This window comes from Streptomyces sp. NPDC002784, assembly GCF_053592135.1.
Genome location: NZ_JBSFVD010000011.1, coordinates 162232 through 174728, shown reverse-complemented (window position 1 = coordinate 174728; position 12497 = coordinate 162232). Strand labels below are relative to the sequence as shown.

14 protein-coding genes are annotated in these 12497 nt (G+C 70.8%); 5 read left to right on the top strand and 9 right to left on the bottom strand.

The features are described from left to right. The first annotated feature begins 13 nt into the window (after positions 1-13). Positions 14-892, top strand: coding sequence for a deoxyribonuclease IV (locus tag ACWD1Z_RS20940; RefSeq protein ID WP_451120625.1), 879 nt, complete (start codon positions 14-16; stop codon positions 890-892). Positions 893-899: 7 nt separating this feature from the next. On the opposite strand, the gene ACWD1Z_RS20935 is transcribed toward ACWD1Z_RS20940, so the two are convergent. Then, entirely contained in the window at positions 900-1532 is a 633-nt protein-coding gene (locus ACWD1Z_RS20935; RefSeq protein WP_451120623.1) for a sulfite oxidase-like oxidoreductase, read from the bottom strand. A gap of 197 nt (positions 1533-1729) precedes the next feature. Between ACWD1Z_RS20935 and bfr the strand changes: the two genes are divergently transcribed. Continuing rightward, a complete protein-coding gene (bfr, locus tag ACWD1Z_RS20930; RefSeq protein ID WP_250070345.1) occupies positions 1730-2206 on the top strand; it encodes a bacterioferritin in 477 nt (158 codons plus the stop codon). A 23-nt stretch (positions 2207-2229) separates the two neighbouring features. On the opposite strand, the gene ACWD1Z_RS20925 is transcribed toward bfr, so the two are convergent. The 3 genes from ACWD1Z_RS20925 to ACWD1Z_RS20915 all read right to left on the bottom strand — a co-directional run bounded on the left by ACWD1Z_RS20925 (position 2230) and on the right by ACWD1Z_RS20915 (position 4901). Further along, a complete protein-coding gene (locus tag ACWD1Z_RS20925; RefSeq protein WP_451120621.1) occupies positions 2230-2511 on the bottom strand; it encodes a (2Fe-2S)-binding protein in 282 nt (93 codons plus the stop codon). 114 nt (positions 2512-2625) lie between these two features. Further along, positions 2626-3978 (bottom strand): class II 3-deoxy-7-phosphoheptulonate synthase, encoded by a 1353-nt coding sequence (locus tag ACWD1Z_RS20920; protein WP_451120620.1) that lies wholly within the window; start codon positions 3976-3978, stop codon positions 2626-2628. Continuing rightward, positions 3975-4901: a DUF2867 domain-containing protein gene (locus ACWD1Z_RS20915; protein WP_451120618.1), complete on the bottom strand. Its 927-nt coding sequence runs from the start codon at positions 4899-4901 to the stop codon at positions 3975-3977. Before ACWD1Z_RS20915 ends, ACWD1Z_RS20920 begins: the two co-directional genes overlap by 4 nt. Positions 4902-4943: 42 nt before the next feature. Between ACWD1Z_RS20915 and ACWD1Z_RS20910 the strand changes: the two genes are divergently transcribed. From ACWD1Z_RS20910 to ACWD1Z_RS20900, 3 genes are all read left to right on the top strand, one after another. After that, positions 4944-5543 (top strand): TetR/AcrR family transcriptional regulator, encoded by a 600-nt coding sequence (locus ACWD1Z_RS20910; RefSeq protein ID WP_451120617.1) that lies wholly within the window; start codon positions 4944-4946, stop codon positions 5541-5543. Positions 5544-5552: 9 nt separating this feature from the next. Continuing rightward, positions 5553-5615, top strand: a complete 63-nt coding sequence (locus ACWD1Z_RS20905) for a trp operon leader peptide (RefSeq protein ID WP_358864531.1) — start codon at positions 5553-5555, stop codon at positions 5613-5615. A gap of 103 nt (positions 5616-5718) precedes the next feature. Next, complete coding sequence (locus tag ACWD1Z_RS20900; RefSeq protein ID WP_451120615.1) at positions 5719-7599, top strand: anthranilate synthase family protein; 1881 nt, start codon at positions 5719-5721, stop codon at positions 7597-7599. On the opposite strand, the gene ACWD1Z_RS20895 is transcribed toward ACWD1Z_RS20900, so the two are convergent. From ACWD1Z_RS20895 to ACWD1Z_RS20875, 5 genes are all read right to left on the bottom strand, one after another. Next, positions 7551-8546 (bottom strand): 2-hydroxyacid dehydrogenase, encoded by a 996-nt coding sequence (locus ACWD1Z_RS20895; protein ID WP_451120613.1) that lies wholly within the window; start codon positions 8544-8546, stop codon positions 7551-7553. The genes ACWD1Z_RS20900 and ACWD1Z_RS20895 overlap by 49 nt on opposite strands. Before the next feature lie 63 nt (positions 8547-8609). After that, complete coding sequence (locus tag ACWD1Z_RS20890; RefSeq protein WP_451120611.1) at positions 8610-9638, bottom strand: 6-phosphofructokinase; 1029 nt, start codon at positions 9636-9638, stop codon at positions 8610-8612. 108 nt (positions 9639-9746) lie between these two features. Next, the gene (locus tag ACWD1Z_RS20885) at positions 9747-10427 is read right to left on the bottom strand and encodes a response regulator (protein ID WP_389418519.1); all 681 of its coding nucleotides are present in this window, start codon (positions 10425-10427) and stop codon (positions 9747-9749) included. Continuing rightward, positions 10424-11635, bottom strand: a complete 1212-nt coding sequence (macS, locus tag ACWD1Z_RS20880) for a MacS family sensor histidine kinase (protein WP_451120608.1) — start codon at positions 11633-11635, stop codon at positions 10424-10426. Before macS ends, ACWD1Z_RS20885 begins: the two co-directional genes overlap by 4 nt. 31 nt (positions 11636-11666) lie before the next feature. Then, a complete protein-coding gene (locus tag ACWD1Z_RS20875; RefSeq protein ID WP_451120606.1) occupies positions 11667-12428 on the bottom strand; it encodes a lysophospholipid acyltransferase family protein in 762 nt (253 codons plus the stop codon). Positions 12429-12497: the final 69 nt, after the last annotated feature.

Below are 12497 nucleotides of genomic sequence, written 5' to 3'. Positions count from 1 at the left end.
GACGCACGCACCGATGACCGTTCCGCACCTCCGCAACCCCGTCGGCGGCCATGTCCCGGTGGCCGGCGGGCTGAACTCCGTCGGCCTGGCCTACGCCCGTGACCTCAAGGCGGAGACCGTGCAGGTCTTCGTCGCCAACCCGCGCGGCTGGGCCACGCCCGCGGGGAACCCGCGCCAGGACGAGGAGTTCCGCGCGGCCTGCGCGCAGGGGTCCATCCCGGCGTACGTCCATGCCCCGTACCTGATCAACTTCGGCTCGCACACCGAGGCGACCGCCGAGCGGTCGGTGGAGTCGCTGCGGCACTCCCTGCGGCGCGGGCGGGAGATCGGGGCGCTGGGCGTGGTCGTGCACACGGGCAGCGCGACCGGCGGCCGGGACCGCTCGGTGGCACTGCGGCAGGTCCGGGAGTACCTGCTGCCGCTGCTGGACGAGCTGACCCACGACGACGATCCGTTCCTGCTGCTGGAGTCGACGGCGGGCCAGGGCTCCTCCCTGTGCTCCCGCACCTGGGACTTCGGGCCGTACTTCGAGGCGCTGGACGCCCATCCCAAGCTGGGTGTCTGCCTGGACACCTGCCACATCTTCGCCGCCGGGCACGACCTGACCGGCCCGGACGGCATGCACCGGACCCTTGATCTGCTGGTGGAGACGGTCGGCGAGGGACGGCTGAAGCTGATCCACGCCAACGACTCCAAGGATGTGGTCGGCGCGCACAAGGACCGGCACGCGAACATCGGCTCCGGCCATATCGGCGAGGACCCGTTCCGCGCGCTGATGACCCACCCGGCCACCGAGGGCGTACCCCTGATCATCGAGACGCCCGGCGGCAAGGAGGGGCACGCGGCGGACGTGGAGCGCCTGAAGAAGCTGCGGGAAAGCGGAGAACGCTAGGCAGGGCCTAGAGCTCGGGCCCGTCCCCCGGCTCCTCCTGGTAGGAGTAGCGCTGTTCCTTCCACGGGTCGCCGATGTTGTGGTAGCCGCGCTCTTCCCAGAACCCGCGGCGGTCGGCGGTCATGTACTCCACGCCCCGGACCCACTTGGGGCCCTTCCAGGCGTACAGGTGAGGCACCACCAGCCGGAGCGGGAAGCCGTGTTCCGCGGTGAGCAGTTCGCCGTCCTTGTGCGTCGCGAAGATGGCGCGCTCGTCGGCGAAGTCCTCCAGGCGGAGGTTCGAGCTGAAGCCGTACTCGGCCCAGACCATCACATGGGTGACGGTGTCGGCGGGCGGGGCGAGGTCCAGGATGGTCCGGGCCGGGATCCCGCCCCACTCGGCGCCGAGCATGCTGAACTTGGTGACGCAGTGCAGATCGGACACCACGGTGGTGTACGGCAGGGCCGCGAACTCCTCATGGCTCCAGCAGCGCTTCTCGCCGTCGGCGGTGGCGCCGAAGACCCTGAACTCCCAGCGCTCGGGGCGGAACTTGGGGACCGGTCCGTAGTGGGTGACCGGCCAGCCGCGCTGCAGGCGCTGCCCCGGCGGGAGCTCCGGCTGTACCGCTCCTCCAGATGCGCTCTCCACCGGCTGACCCATGTATCCATCCTGACAGACCCGAGGCAGTGCACTTGACCAGCTGTGCGACAAACAAGGCAAAGCGGTCACATTCAAACTAAGCATGCACTTACTTACTAAGTGAAGACTTACTGGACGATCTTCGATACCGGTGCAAGGATGCGGCGCAACCTGCCAGTTCCCCCAGTTCCCCCGTTCTCTTGGAAGGAGCCTCTGCGATGCAGGGCGACCCCGAGGTCATCGAATTCCTCAATGAGCAGCTCACCGGCGAGCTGACGGCGATCAACCAGTACTGGCTGCACTACCGGATCCAGGACAACAAGGGCTGGACCAAGCTCGCCAAGTACACGCGTGAAGAATCCATCGACGAGATGAAGCACGCGGACAAGATCACCGAGCGCATCCTGATGCTCGACGGTCTGCCCAACTACCAGCGGCTGTTCCACGTCCGGGTCGGCCAGACGGTCACCGAGATGTTCCAGGCGGACCGGCAGGTGGAGGTGGAGGCGATCGACCGCCTCAAGCGCGGGATCGAGGTGATGCGCACCAAGGGCGACATCACGTCCGCGAATCTCTTCGAGTCGATCCTCGAGGACGAGGAGCACCACATCGACTACCTGGACACCCAGCTGGAGCTGATCGACAAGCTCGGCGAGGCGCTCTACCTGGCCCAGCAGATCGAGCAGCCGAGCTGAGCGGGAGCCCCTGAGCGGAGCCGCTACGCGGCTTCTTCCAACTGCTCCAGCTCGGCGAGGACCGGATGGCCCTGGTCGGCCAGCTCACGGCGGGGGCACGCGCCCCGGCCCAGCAGCGCCTGGATCCGGCGTACGCACGAACCGCAGTCGGTGCCCGCCTTGCAGGCCGACGCTATCTGGCGGGGGGTGCAGGCACCGTCCTCCGCGTGCTTCTTCACCTGCTGCTCGGTGATGCCGAAACAACTGCAGACGTACACGCGGTTCACCTCCCGCCGGGCTCGATACGTGGTGCCGTCCCGATTCATGGTCGGTGAGGCTAACCTAACCTTACCCGGCGCACAGGAACCCGAAAAGTGGCGTGGGGCGCGGATCGTATGTGATCCGCGCCCCACTGTGCTCCTGTGTAACAGCCGAACCGGCTACTGGTCCCTGTACATCTCCGCGACCAGGAAGGCCAGGTCAAGGGACTGGCTGCGGTTCAGGCGGGGGTCGCAGGCCGTCTCGTAGCGCTGGTGGAGATCGTCGACGAAGATCTCGTCGCCGCCGCCCACGCACTCGGTGACATCGTCACCGGTGAGCTCGACATGGATGCCGCCCGGGTGGGTGCCCAGCGCCTTGTGGACCTCGAAGAAGCCCTTGACCTCGTCGAGCACGTCGTCGAAGCGGCGGGTCTTGTGGCCGGAGGCCGCCTCGAAGGTGTTGCCGTGCATCGGGTCGGCCACCCAGGCCACCGTGGCGCCCGAGGCGGTCACCTTCTCGATCAGCTCCGGGAGCTTGTCGCGGACCTTGTCGGCGCCCATGCGGACGATGAAGGTCAGCCGGCCCGGCTCACGCTCCGGGTCCAGGCGCTCGATGTACTGCAGCGCCTCCTCGGCCGTCGTCGTCGGGCCGAGCTTGATGCCGATCGGGTTGCGGATCCTCGAGGCGAACTCGATGTGCGCGTGGTCCAGCTGCCGGGTGCGCTCACCGATCCACACCATGTGCGCGGAGACGTCGTAGAGCCGGCCCGTGCGGGAGTCCACGCGGGTCAGCGCCGACTCGTAGTCCAGCAGCAGCGCCTCGTGCGAGGAGTAGAACTCGACCGTCTTGAACTCCTCCGGGTCGGCCCCGCAGGCGTGCATGAAGTTGAGCGCCTGGTCGATCTCGCGGGCGAGCTGCTCGTAGCGCTGGCCGGACGGGGACGACTTCACGAAGTCCTGGTTCCAGGCGTGCACCTGGCGCAGGTCGGCGTAGCCGCCGGTGGTGAAGGCGCGGACCAGGTTGAGCGTGGAGGCGGAGGCGTTGTACATCCGCTTCAGGCGCTCGGGGTCCGGGATGCGGGCGGCCTCGGTGAAGTCGAAGCCGTTGACGGAGTCACCGCGGTAGGTCGGCAGCGTCACGCCGTCGCGGGTCTCGGTCGGCTTGGAGCGCGGCTTGGAGTACTGACCGGCGATGCGGCCGACCTTCACGACCGGCACCGAGGCGGCGTACGTCAGCACGGCGCCCATCTGGAGCAGGGTCTTGAGCTTGTTGCGGATCTGGTCGGCGGACACCGCGTCGAACGCCTCGGCGCAGTCGCCGCCCTGGAGGAGGAACGCCTCTCCCTTGGCGACGGCCGCCATCCGGGCGCGCAGCTGGTCGCACTCGCCCGCGAAGACGAGCGGCGGATACGACTCGAGGTCCGCGATCACTGCGCGCAGAGCCTCGGTGTCGGGGTACTCGGGCTGCTGCGCCGCGGGCAGGTTTCGCCAGGTGTTGCCAGCGCTCGCGCTGGTCTTAGCGTTCACGGTCACGACGTCAACACTACGGGGTTGTCCCCGCCGTCCATTCCCTGGCTCACCAAGTGAGACGCGCCGCGGGCCGCCAGGGCCAGCCGCCGATGGGTGCGCCGGAGCATCAGGCGGGCCATGAAGGGGTGCGCGTGGCGGACCACCGACCAGTACAGACGACCCCGGCCGTTGTGGATCCGGACGACCGAGCCGAGGGTCACCGTCCGGGCCGCCGTGTCCACCAGGACCGAGACCCGGTAGTCGAGATGCCCCGCGTCCTGGCCGAGCAGGACCTCGTGGTCCGTACGGCCGAACACCGGGGTGCCCGGCAGGGTGCCCTCCCAGGCTTCCGCGTCGGCCGGCATCCCCGGGCGCAGGTCCAGGGCGTAGGCGTCGGTGTAGTCGGTGGCGGGGAAGGCGGCGTGCAGCAGGGCGGCCCCCTCGGGCACCTCGGCGGTCCTCGGGCGGTCCCAGGTGAGCCGCTGGAGCAGGCGGACGTAGCGGCCCCGGCGCACGGGGCGGGCCACGGACCCGGTGGCGGCCCGCTCGGCGTTGTCGAACAGCTCCTCGATGACCGTGCCATGCAGCGCGCGCACCGCGAGCAGCCAGCCCAGGCGCTCCCGGGGCGGCAGGGACTGCTCCAGGACGTGCCGGATGCGGCAGCGGCCGGGGCCGAGCGGCTCCACGGAGAGTTCGTGGAACCCGGTGCCGGGCGGGTCGAAGGCGAAGCGGACCCGGCGGCCGGGGTCGTACTCGGCGACCGAGTAGCGCACCGGGCCGTGTCCGCCGGCGGCGCCGACGGCGAGCGGCCGGTCCAGGCAGAGGGGGGCCCAGGCGGGACTCGGGAACAGCGGGTCGTCGGGGCCGGAGAGCCGGTCCAGGAGAGGGCCGACCCGCTCGGCGGGCGCGGCCAGGATGCGGTCGTGAACATTGCGAACAGTGCCCATCGGAGCACCTCCATACGGTGGCGTATGGTCAACCGTACGGTCATGGTGCAACGCCCCCCTCGCAAGACCTCCGGCAAGACCCCCGGCAAGCCCCGGCTCAGCGCCGACGACTGGGCGGACGCCGCGCTCCTCGCGATGGGCGAGGGCGGGCTCGCCGCGGTCGCCGTGGAACCGCTCGCCACCCGTCTCGGCACCACCAAGGGCAGCTTCTACTGGCACTTCGCCAACCGGGACGCGCTGATCGAGGCGGCGCTGGAACGCTGGGCCGAGACCCAGACCGAGGCGCTCATCACCGAGCTGGAGACGGAGCCCGACCCCGAGCGGCGGCTGCGCCTGCTGTTCGCCGCGGCGATCGGGTCGGCCGCGGACGACGTGCTGGAGGTGACCCTCCTGGCGACCGCGGACGACCCGCGCGTCGCGGCGGTGCTCGGCCGGGTCACCGAGCGCCGGGTCGCCTATGTGGCGCGGCTCTTCGCCGAGGCCGGTTTCCCCGAGCCGGAGGCCCGGCGCCGCGGACTGCTCGCGTACAGCGTCTACCTGGGGCACGCCCAGCTCGCCCACGCCGTCCCGGCCACGCTGCCGGAGGGGGACGGGCTGACGGGCTATCTCGACCGCGCCCTCGATCTGCTGCTGATGCGTTAGGGTCGGGGCATGTTCGCGCACTCGACCCAGAACCAGAACTGGTGGTGGACCGCTTCTCCGGCGGCCCGCTGACTGCGCGTACTCAGACTTCGCGAAGGCCGCCCGAGGGGCGGCCTTCGGTGTTTTCCGGGGTCCGTTCCTCTCAGACGTCCTCTCAGGAGAAGGAAACGGACCCATGCAGCTGCTCGACCTGCTCGACGATCCCCGCCCGTTCGCCCTGCTGCGCCGCCGCACGCCGGGCCATGACGAGAACACCGTCGATGTCCTCCTCGGCCCGGTCCGCTCCTGCGACCGCCTCGCCGACCTGCCCGACGAGGGCCTCGCGCTGGTGCCCTTCCGCCAGATCCGGGAGCGGGGCTTCGACGTCCGGGACGACGGCACGCCCCTGACGGTGCTGATCCCCGAGGAAACGCACGAGATCCCGCTCGCCGAGGCGCTGGCACAGCTCCCCGCCCATGACGTGCACGTCCAAGGCGGGCGGTTCGACGTCGGCGACGAGGAGTACGCCGAGATCGTCGGGCGCGTGCTGCGGGAGGAGATCGGGCGCGGCGAGGGCGCGAACTTCGTGATCCGGCGGACGTACGAGGGAGACATCCCCGGGTTCGGCAGAGCGGACGCCCTCGCGCTGTTCCGGCGGCTGCTGGAGGGCGAGCGGGGCGCGTACTGGACGTTCGTCGTGCACACCGGGGAGCGGACCCTGGTCGGCGCGAGCCCCGAGGTGCACGTGCGGATGTCCGGCGGCACCGTCGTGATGAACCCGATCAGCGGGACGTACCGCTATCCCGCCGAGGGGCCGGCCCCGGAGCATCTGCTGGACTTCCTCGCCGACGGCAAGGAGATCGAGGAGCTGTCGATGGTCGTCGACGAGGAGCTCAAGATGATGTGCACCGTCGGGGACATGGGCGGGGTGGTGATCGGGCCCCGGCTGAAGGAGATGGCCCATCTCGCGCACACCGAGTACGAGTTGCGGGGCAAGTCCTCGCTGGACGTGCGGGAGGTGCTGAAGGAGACCATGTTCGCGGCCACCGTGACCGGCTCCCCCGTGCAGAACGCCTGCCGGGTCATCGAGCGCCACGAGGTCGGCGGGCGCGGCTACTACGCGGGTGCCCTGGCGCTGCTCGGCCGGGACTCCGGCGGCGCGCAGACCCTCGACTCCCCCATCCTCATCCGCACCGCGGACATCGACGCCGACGGGCGGCTGCGGGTGCCGGTCGGCGCGACCCTCGTGCGGGGCTCGGACGCGGAGAGCGAGGTCGCGGAGACCCACGCGAAGGCGGCGGGAGTGCTGGCCGCCCTCGGGGTACGCCCATCCCGGCCCCGCAATGACGGCACGCGCCCCGGGCCGGCCGACGACCCCCGCGTGCGTGCCGCGCTCGACGGACGCCGTGCGTTCCTCGCGCCGTTCTGGCTGCGGATGCAGGAGCGGGCCGCGGAGCTCACCGGGCACGCCCTGGTCGTCGACGGCGAGGACACCTTCACCGCGATGCTCGCGCACGTGCTGCGCTCCGGCGGGCTGGAGGTCACCGTCCGGCGCTACGACGAGCCGGGCCTCACGGAAGCCGTCCGCGCGCACGAGGGACCTCTCGTGCTCGGCCCGGGTCCCGGCGACCCGGCCGACACCGCCGACCCCAAGATGCGCTTCCTGCGGGCCCTGACCGCGGAGGTGCTCCGCGGTCACCGGCACGGGGTCCTCGGCGTCTGCCTCGGACACGAGCTGATCGCGGCGGAGCTGGGGCTGGAGATCGTACGCAAGGAGGTCCCGTACCAGGGGGCGCAGACGTCGGTCGATCTGTTCGGGCGGCCCGAGACCGTCGGCTTCTACAACAGCTTCGTGGCCCGCTGCGACGACGAGGCGGCCGGCGAACTGGCCGCGCACGGCGTCGAGATCAGCCGGAGCCCGGCGTACGAGGTCCACGCGCTGCGCGGGCCCGGTTTCGCCGGGGTGCAGTTCCACCCCGAGTCGGTGCTGACGCTGAACGGCGCCTCGATCGTGCGGGAGCTGGTCGGTCAGCTGCGCGGCACCAGCACGTTCTCCGAGCGGCGGCCCGCCGTGTAGTCCAGGACGTTCTGCACCGTGGCGTCGACGATCTGGCCGACGGCGTCCACGGTGTAGTACGCCTGGTGCGAGGTGACCAGGACGTTCGGGAAGGTGACCAGGCGGGCCAGGATGTCGTCCTCGATCGCCTGCAGGGACTTGTCGAGGAAGAACAGGCCCGCCTCCGCCTCGTACACATCGAGGCCGACGCCGGTGAAGCGGCCCTCGCGCAGTTCCGCGACGAGGGCCGCGGTGTCGATCAGGCCGCCGCGGCTGGAGTTCACCAGGATCGCGTCGTCCCGCATCGCCTTCAGGGCGGGCGCGTCGATCAGGTGCCGGGTCTCGGGCATCAGCGGCACATGCAGGCTGACCAGGTCGGACTCGGCGAGCAGCTGGTCCTTGGGGACGTACCGCATGCCGAGTTCCGCGCAGGCCGGGTTCTCGGCGATGTCCCAGCCCAGCAGTCGCATGCCGAAGCCGTGCGCGATGCGGGCGAACGCCTCGCCGATCTTGCCGGTGCCGAGGACGCCGGCGGTGCGGCCGTGCAGGTCGCGGCCCATCAGGCCGTCGAGCCGGAAGTCGAAGTCCCGGGTGCGGGTGGAGGCGCGCACGACACGGCGGTTGACGGCCATGGCGAGCGTCCAGGCGAACTCGGCGACCGAGTACGGCGAGTAGTACGACACCCGGGCGACCGTCATGCCGAGCCGCTCGGCGACGTCCAGGTCGATGTTGTTGAACCCGGTGGAGCGCTGGGCGACCATCCGTGTGCCGCCCGCCGCGAGGAGTTCCAGGACACGGGCGCCGAGGTCGGCGTTGACGCTGGTGGAGACGGTCTCGTAGCCGGCCGCGATCGGAGCGGTGTCCTCGTTGAGGAAGACGTCCAGGCAGCGGACCTCGTGGTGGCCGGCGAAGGCGTGCTCGATCAGGGGCCTCTCGTCCGCCTGGACACCGAAGGCGAGGATCTCCACGTCAGGCTCCCGGATCAGAGGGTCATGGGCCGAATATACGGCCCATGACCCCCGGCTGCCCGGTCAGCCGAAGAAGACCCCGACCTCCTCGTACAGCTCCGGATCGACCGTCTTCAGCTTCGCCGTGGCGTCCGCGATCGGGACGCGGACGATGTCCGTGCCGCGCAGGGCGACCATCTTGCCGAAGTCGCCGTCGCGGACGGCCTCGATGGCGTGCAGCCCGAAGCGGGTGGCGAGCCAGCGGTCGAAGGCGCTGGGGGTGCCGCCGCGCTGGACGTGCCCGAGCACGGTCGTACGGGCCTCCTTGCCGGTGCGCCGCTCGATCTCCTTGGCCAGCCACTCGCCGACGCCGGAGAGCCGGACGTGCCCGAAGGAGTCCAGCGACCCGTCCTTGAGGACCATGTCGCCGTCCTTCGGCATGGCGCCCTCGGCGACGACCACGATGGGGGCGTACGACGCCTTGAAGCGGGAGGTCACCCAGGCGCACACCTTCTCGATGTCGAAGCGCTGCTCGGGGATGAGGATGACGTTGGCGCCGCCCGCCAGGCCGGAGTGGATGGCGATCCACCCGGCGTGACGGCCCATCACCTCCACGACGAGGACGCGCATATGGGACTCGGCGGTGGTGTGCAGCCGGTCGATGGCCTCGGTGGCGATCCCGACGGCGGTGTCGAAGCCGAAGGTGTAGTCGGTGGCGGACAGGTCGTTGTCGATGGTCTTCGGGACGCCGACGCAGGGCACGCCATACTCGTCCGACAGCTGCGCGGCCACCCCGAGGGTGTCCTCGCCGCCGATCGTGATGAGCGCGTCGACCTCCTGCTTGGCCAGGTTCTCCTTGATCCGCCGGATGCCGTCCTCGTGCTTGAGCGGGTTGGTGCGAGAGGAGCCGAGGATGGTGCCGCCGCGGGGCAGGATGCCGCGCACGGCGGGGATGTCGAGACGGACGGTGTCGCCGTCGAGCGGACCGCGCCAGCCGTCCCGGAAGCCGGTGAAGTCGTAGCCGTACTCCTGTACGCCCTTGCGGACGATGGCCCGGATGACGGCGTTGAGACCGGGGCAGTCGCCGCCTCCGGTCAGTACTCCGACCCGCATGGAAATGTCCCTTCGCCGCGGTTGCCTGGAAAGGCCACGCTAATAGTGATCCAGGTCACTCAGGGATGGGTCGGAGCCGCAATTCCGGTGAAACGTCAGGATGTTCGTTTACTCGTCGTCAAGTCCACGCTCTATCGCGTACCGAACGAGTTCCACGCGATTGTGCAGTTGGAGCTTGCCGAGGGTGTTCTGGACGTGGTTCTGCACGGTGCGGTGGGAGATGACGAGCCGTTCGGCGATCTGCTTGTAGCTCAGGCCCTTGGCGACCAGCCGCAGCACCTCGGTCTCGCGATCGGTGAGCTGCGGGGCACCCGGCCGGCCGGCGTCGCGGTCGGCGGGCGCGGGTTCGGAGGCCAGGCGCCGGTACTCGCCGAGGACCAGTCCGGCCAGGCCCGGGGTGAACACCGGGTCGCCGACGGCGGTACGGCGGACCGCGTCGACAAGTTCCTCCGTGGAGGCCGACTTCAGCAGATAGCCGGTGGCGCCGGACTTCACGGCCTCCAGGACGTCGGCGTGCTCGCCGCTCGCGGACAGGACCAGCACGCGCAGGGCCGGGTTGTGGGCGACGAGTTCCTTGCAGACCTGGACGCCGGGCTTGGCGGGCAGGTTGAGGTCGAGGACGAGCACGTCGGGGCCCGCGGCCTTGGCGCGGCGCACGGCCTGCTCGCCGTCGCCCGCGGTGGCGACCACCTCGAACCCGGACTCGCCCAGGTCCCGGGCGACGGCGTCGCGCCACATGGGGTGGTCGTCGACCACCATGACCCTGATCGGTCCGCCCTGCTCGCTCATCGCATCCCCCGGGACATCTGCTTCGGTACCTTCAGTTCGACTTCCGTGCCCTGACCGGGCACCGAGATCAGCTCCGCGCTGCCCCCGATGTCCCGCAGCCGCCCCCGGATCGACAGGGCGACCCCGAGCCGCCCCTCGCCCTCGGCCTGCGCGAGCCGCCCCTCGGGGATGCCGGGCCCGTCGTCCCGGACGGTCACGATCACCGCGTCCGGTTCGTCCTCCACCAGGATCCACGCGCGCGCGTGCTCGCCGGCGTGCTCACGGACATTGTCCAGAGCGGCCCCGACGGCCGCGGCCAGCTCCCGCGCGGCGGCCGGCGCCAGCACCACGGGCGCCCCGGGCTCGGCGAGACTGGTCCGGGACCCGGCGTAGGGCGCGAGCAGCGCCCGCAGATCGAGCGGCCCGTCCTCGTGGGGCTCCTCCTCCACGGCCCTGACCAGCGCCCCCTCGGCCGCGTCCTCCGACACCCGGGACACCGGGGTCAGACCGCCGGAGACCAGGGTGCGCAGCGCCACCTCCTGCTCGCCCGCCATGCGCCCCAGTTCGGCCGCCTCGCCGCCGATGACGGCGCCGCGCCGCTGCACCATGGCGAGCACCTGCAGGACGCTGTCGTGGATGTCCCGGGCGAGCCGCTCGCGTTCCCGGGTCGCGGCCTCGATCTCCAGGGCGCGGGCGAGGGTGCGCTCGGAGGCGCGGGCGACCTCGACGACGTAGCCGATGGCGATGGAGGCGACCCAGACGAGGATCACCGCGTGGACGGTGTCGCGGGTCGGGGAGCCGCGGTGGACGAGGTTGGCGACGGCGACCAGGGTGGAGGCGAAGGCCGCCCAGCGCCAGCCGCCCTTGATGGCGAAGGCCAGCACGGAACCGGCCGTCCATATCGACGGCAGGGTCGGGCTGCCCGACTCGATGTGGGCGGCCGAGTCGGCGACCCGCGTGAGGAGGATGCCGACGAGCGCGAGGGTCAGGTCGGCGGCGAGGAAGGGCTTGGTGCAGGCGGCGGCGTTCGCCACCTTGGGCAGGGTCGCGAACGTCCACACGGTCAGTACGGCGAAGTAGGCGATGGCGGCCCAGGGGCGCGCGAACTCGTCGTAGGCGCTGATGAACAGGCCGATCGCGTACAGCAGGGTGAGGATCCGGTACCCCATGAGCGCACGCCACAGCGGCTGCTCGACCGACATCCTCAGGACCTTCTCGCGCCTGGCCAACTCCCCCACCCCCCGAACGGCACCGCCGTGTCTAGGACTCGGACTTCTCCTTGTCCGCCTGCTCCTTCGCGGCCTTGGCGAGAGCGGCCCGGGCCGCCTTCTCCGCTTCCTTCTCGGCCTTGGCCGCTTCCGCGAGCCGGCGCTTGGCGGCGGCGGCGTACATGTCGACGTACTCCTGGCCGGAGAGCTTCATGATCTCGTACATGACCTCGTCGGTCACCGCGCGCAGGACGAAGCGGTCGTGCTCCATGCCCTGGTAGCGGGTGAAGTCCAGGGGCCTGCCGATCCGGATGCCCGGCCGCATCAGCTTGGGCATCACCTTCCCCGGCGGCTGGATCTTCTCCGTGTCGATCATGGCGACCGGGATGACCGGCGCCCCGGTGGCGAGCGCCACGCGCGCGAGGCCGCCGGGCTTGCCCCGGTACAGCCGGCCGTCGGGCGAGCGCGTGCCCTCGGGGTAGATGCCGAACAACTCGCCGCGCTCCAGCACCTCGATACCGCTCTTGATGGCCGCCTCGCCCGCGCCGCGCGCGCCGGAGCGGTCCACGGGGAGCTGGCCGACGCCCTTGAAGAACGCGGCCGTCAGCCGGCCCTTGAGGCCCGGGGTGGTGAAGTACTCGGCCTTCGCGATGAAGGTGACCTTGCGGTCGAGGACCGCGGGCAGGAAGAACGAGTCGGAGAACGAGAGGTGGTTGCTCGCCAGGATGGCGGGGCCCTCGGCGGGGACGTTCTCCAGGCCTTCCACCCAGGGCCTGAAGGCGAGCTTCAGCGGCCCCCCGATGGATACCTTCATCGCGCCGTACAACAACCGAGTGCCTCCTGATGTCTGTCGATGAGACCTTAACCCGGAGCGCCGTCAAAG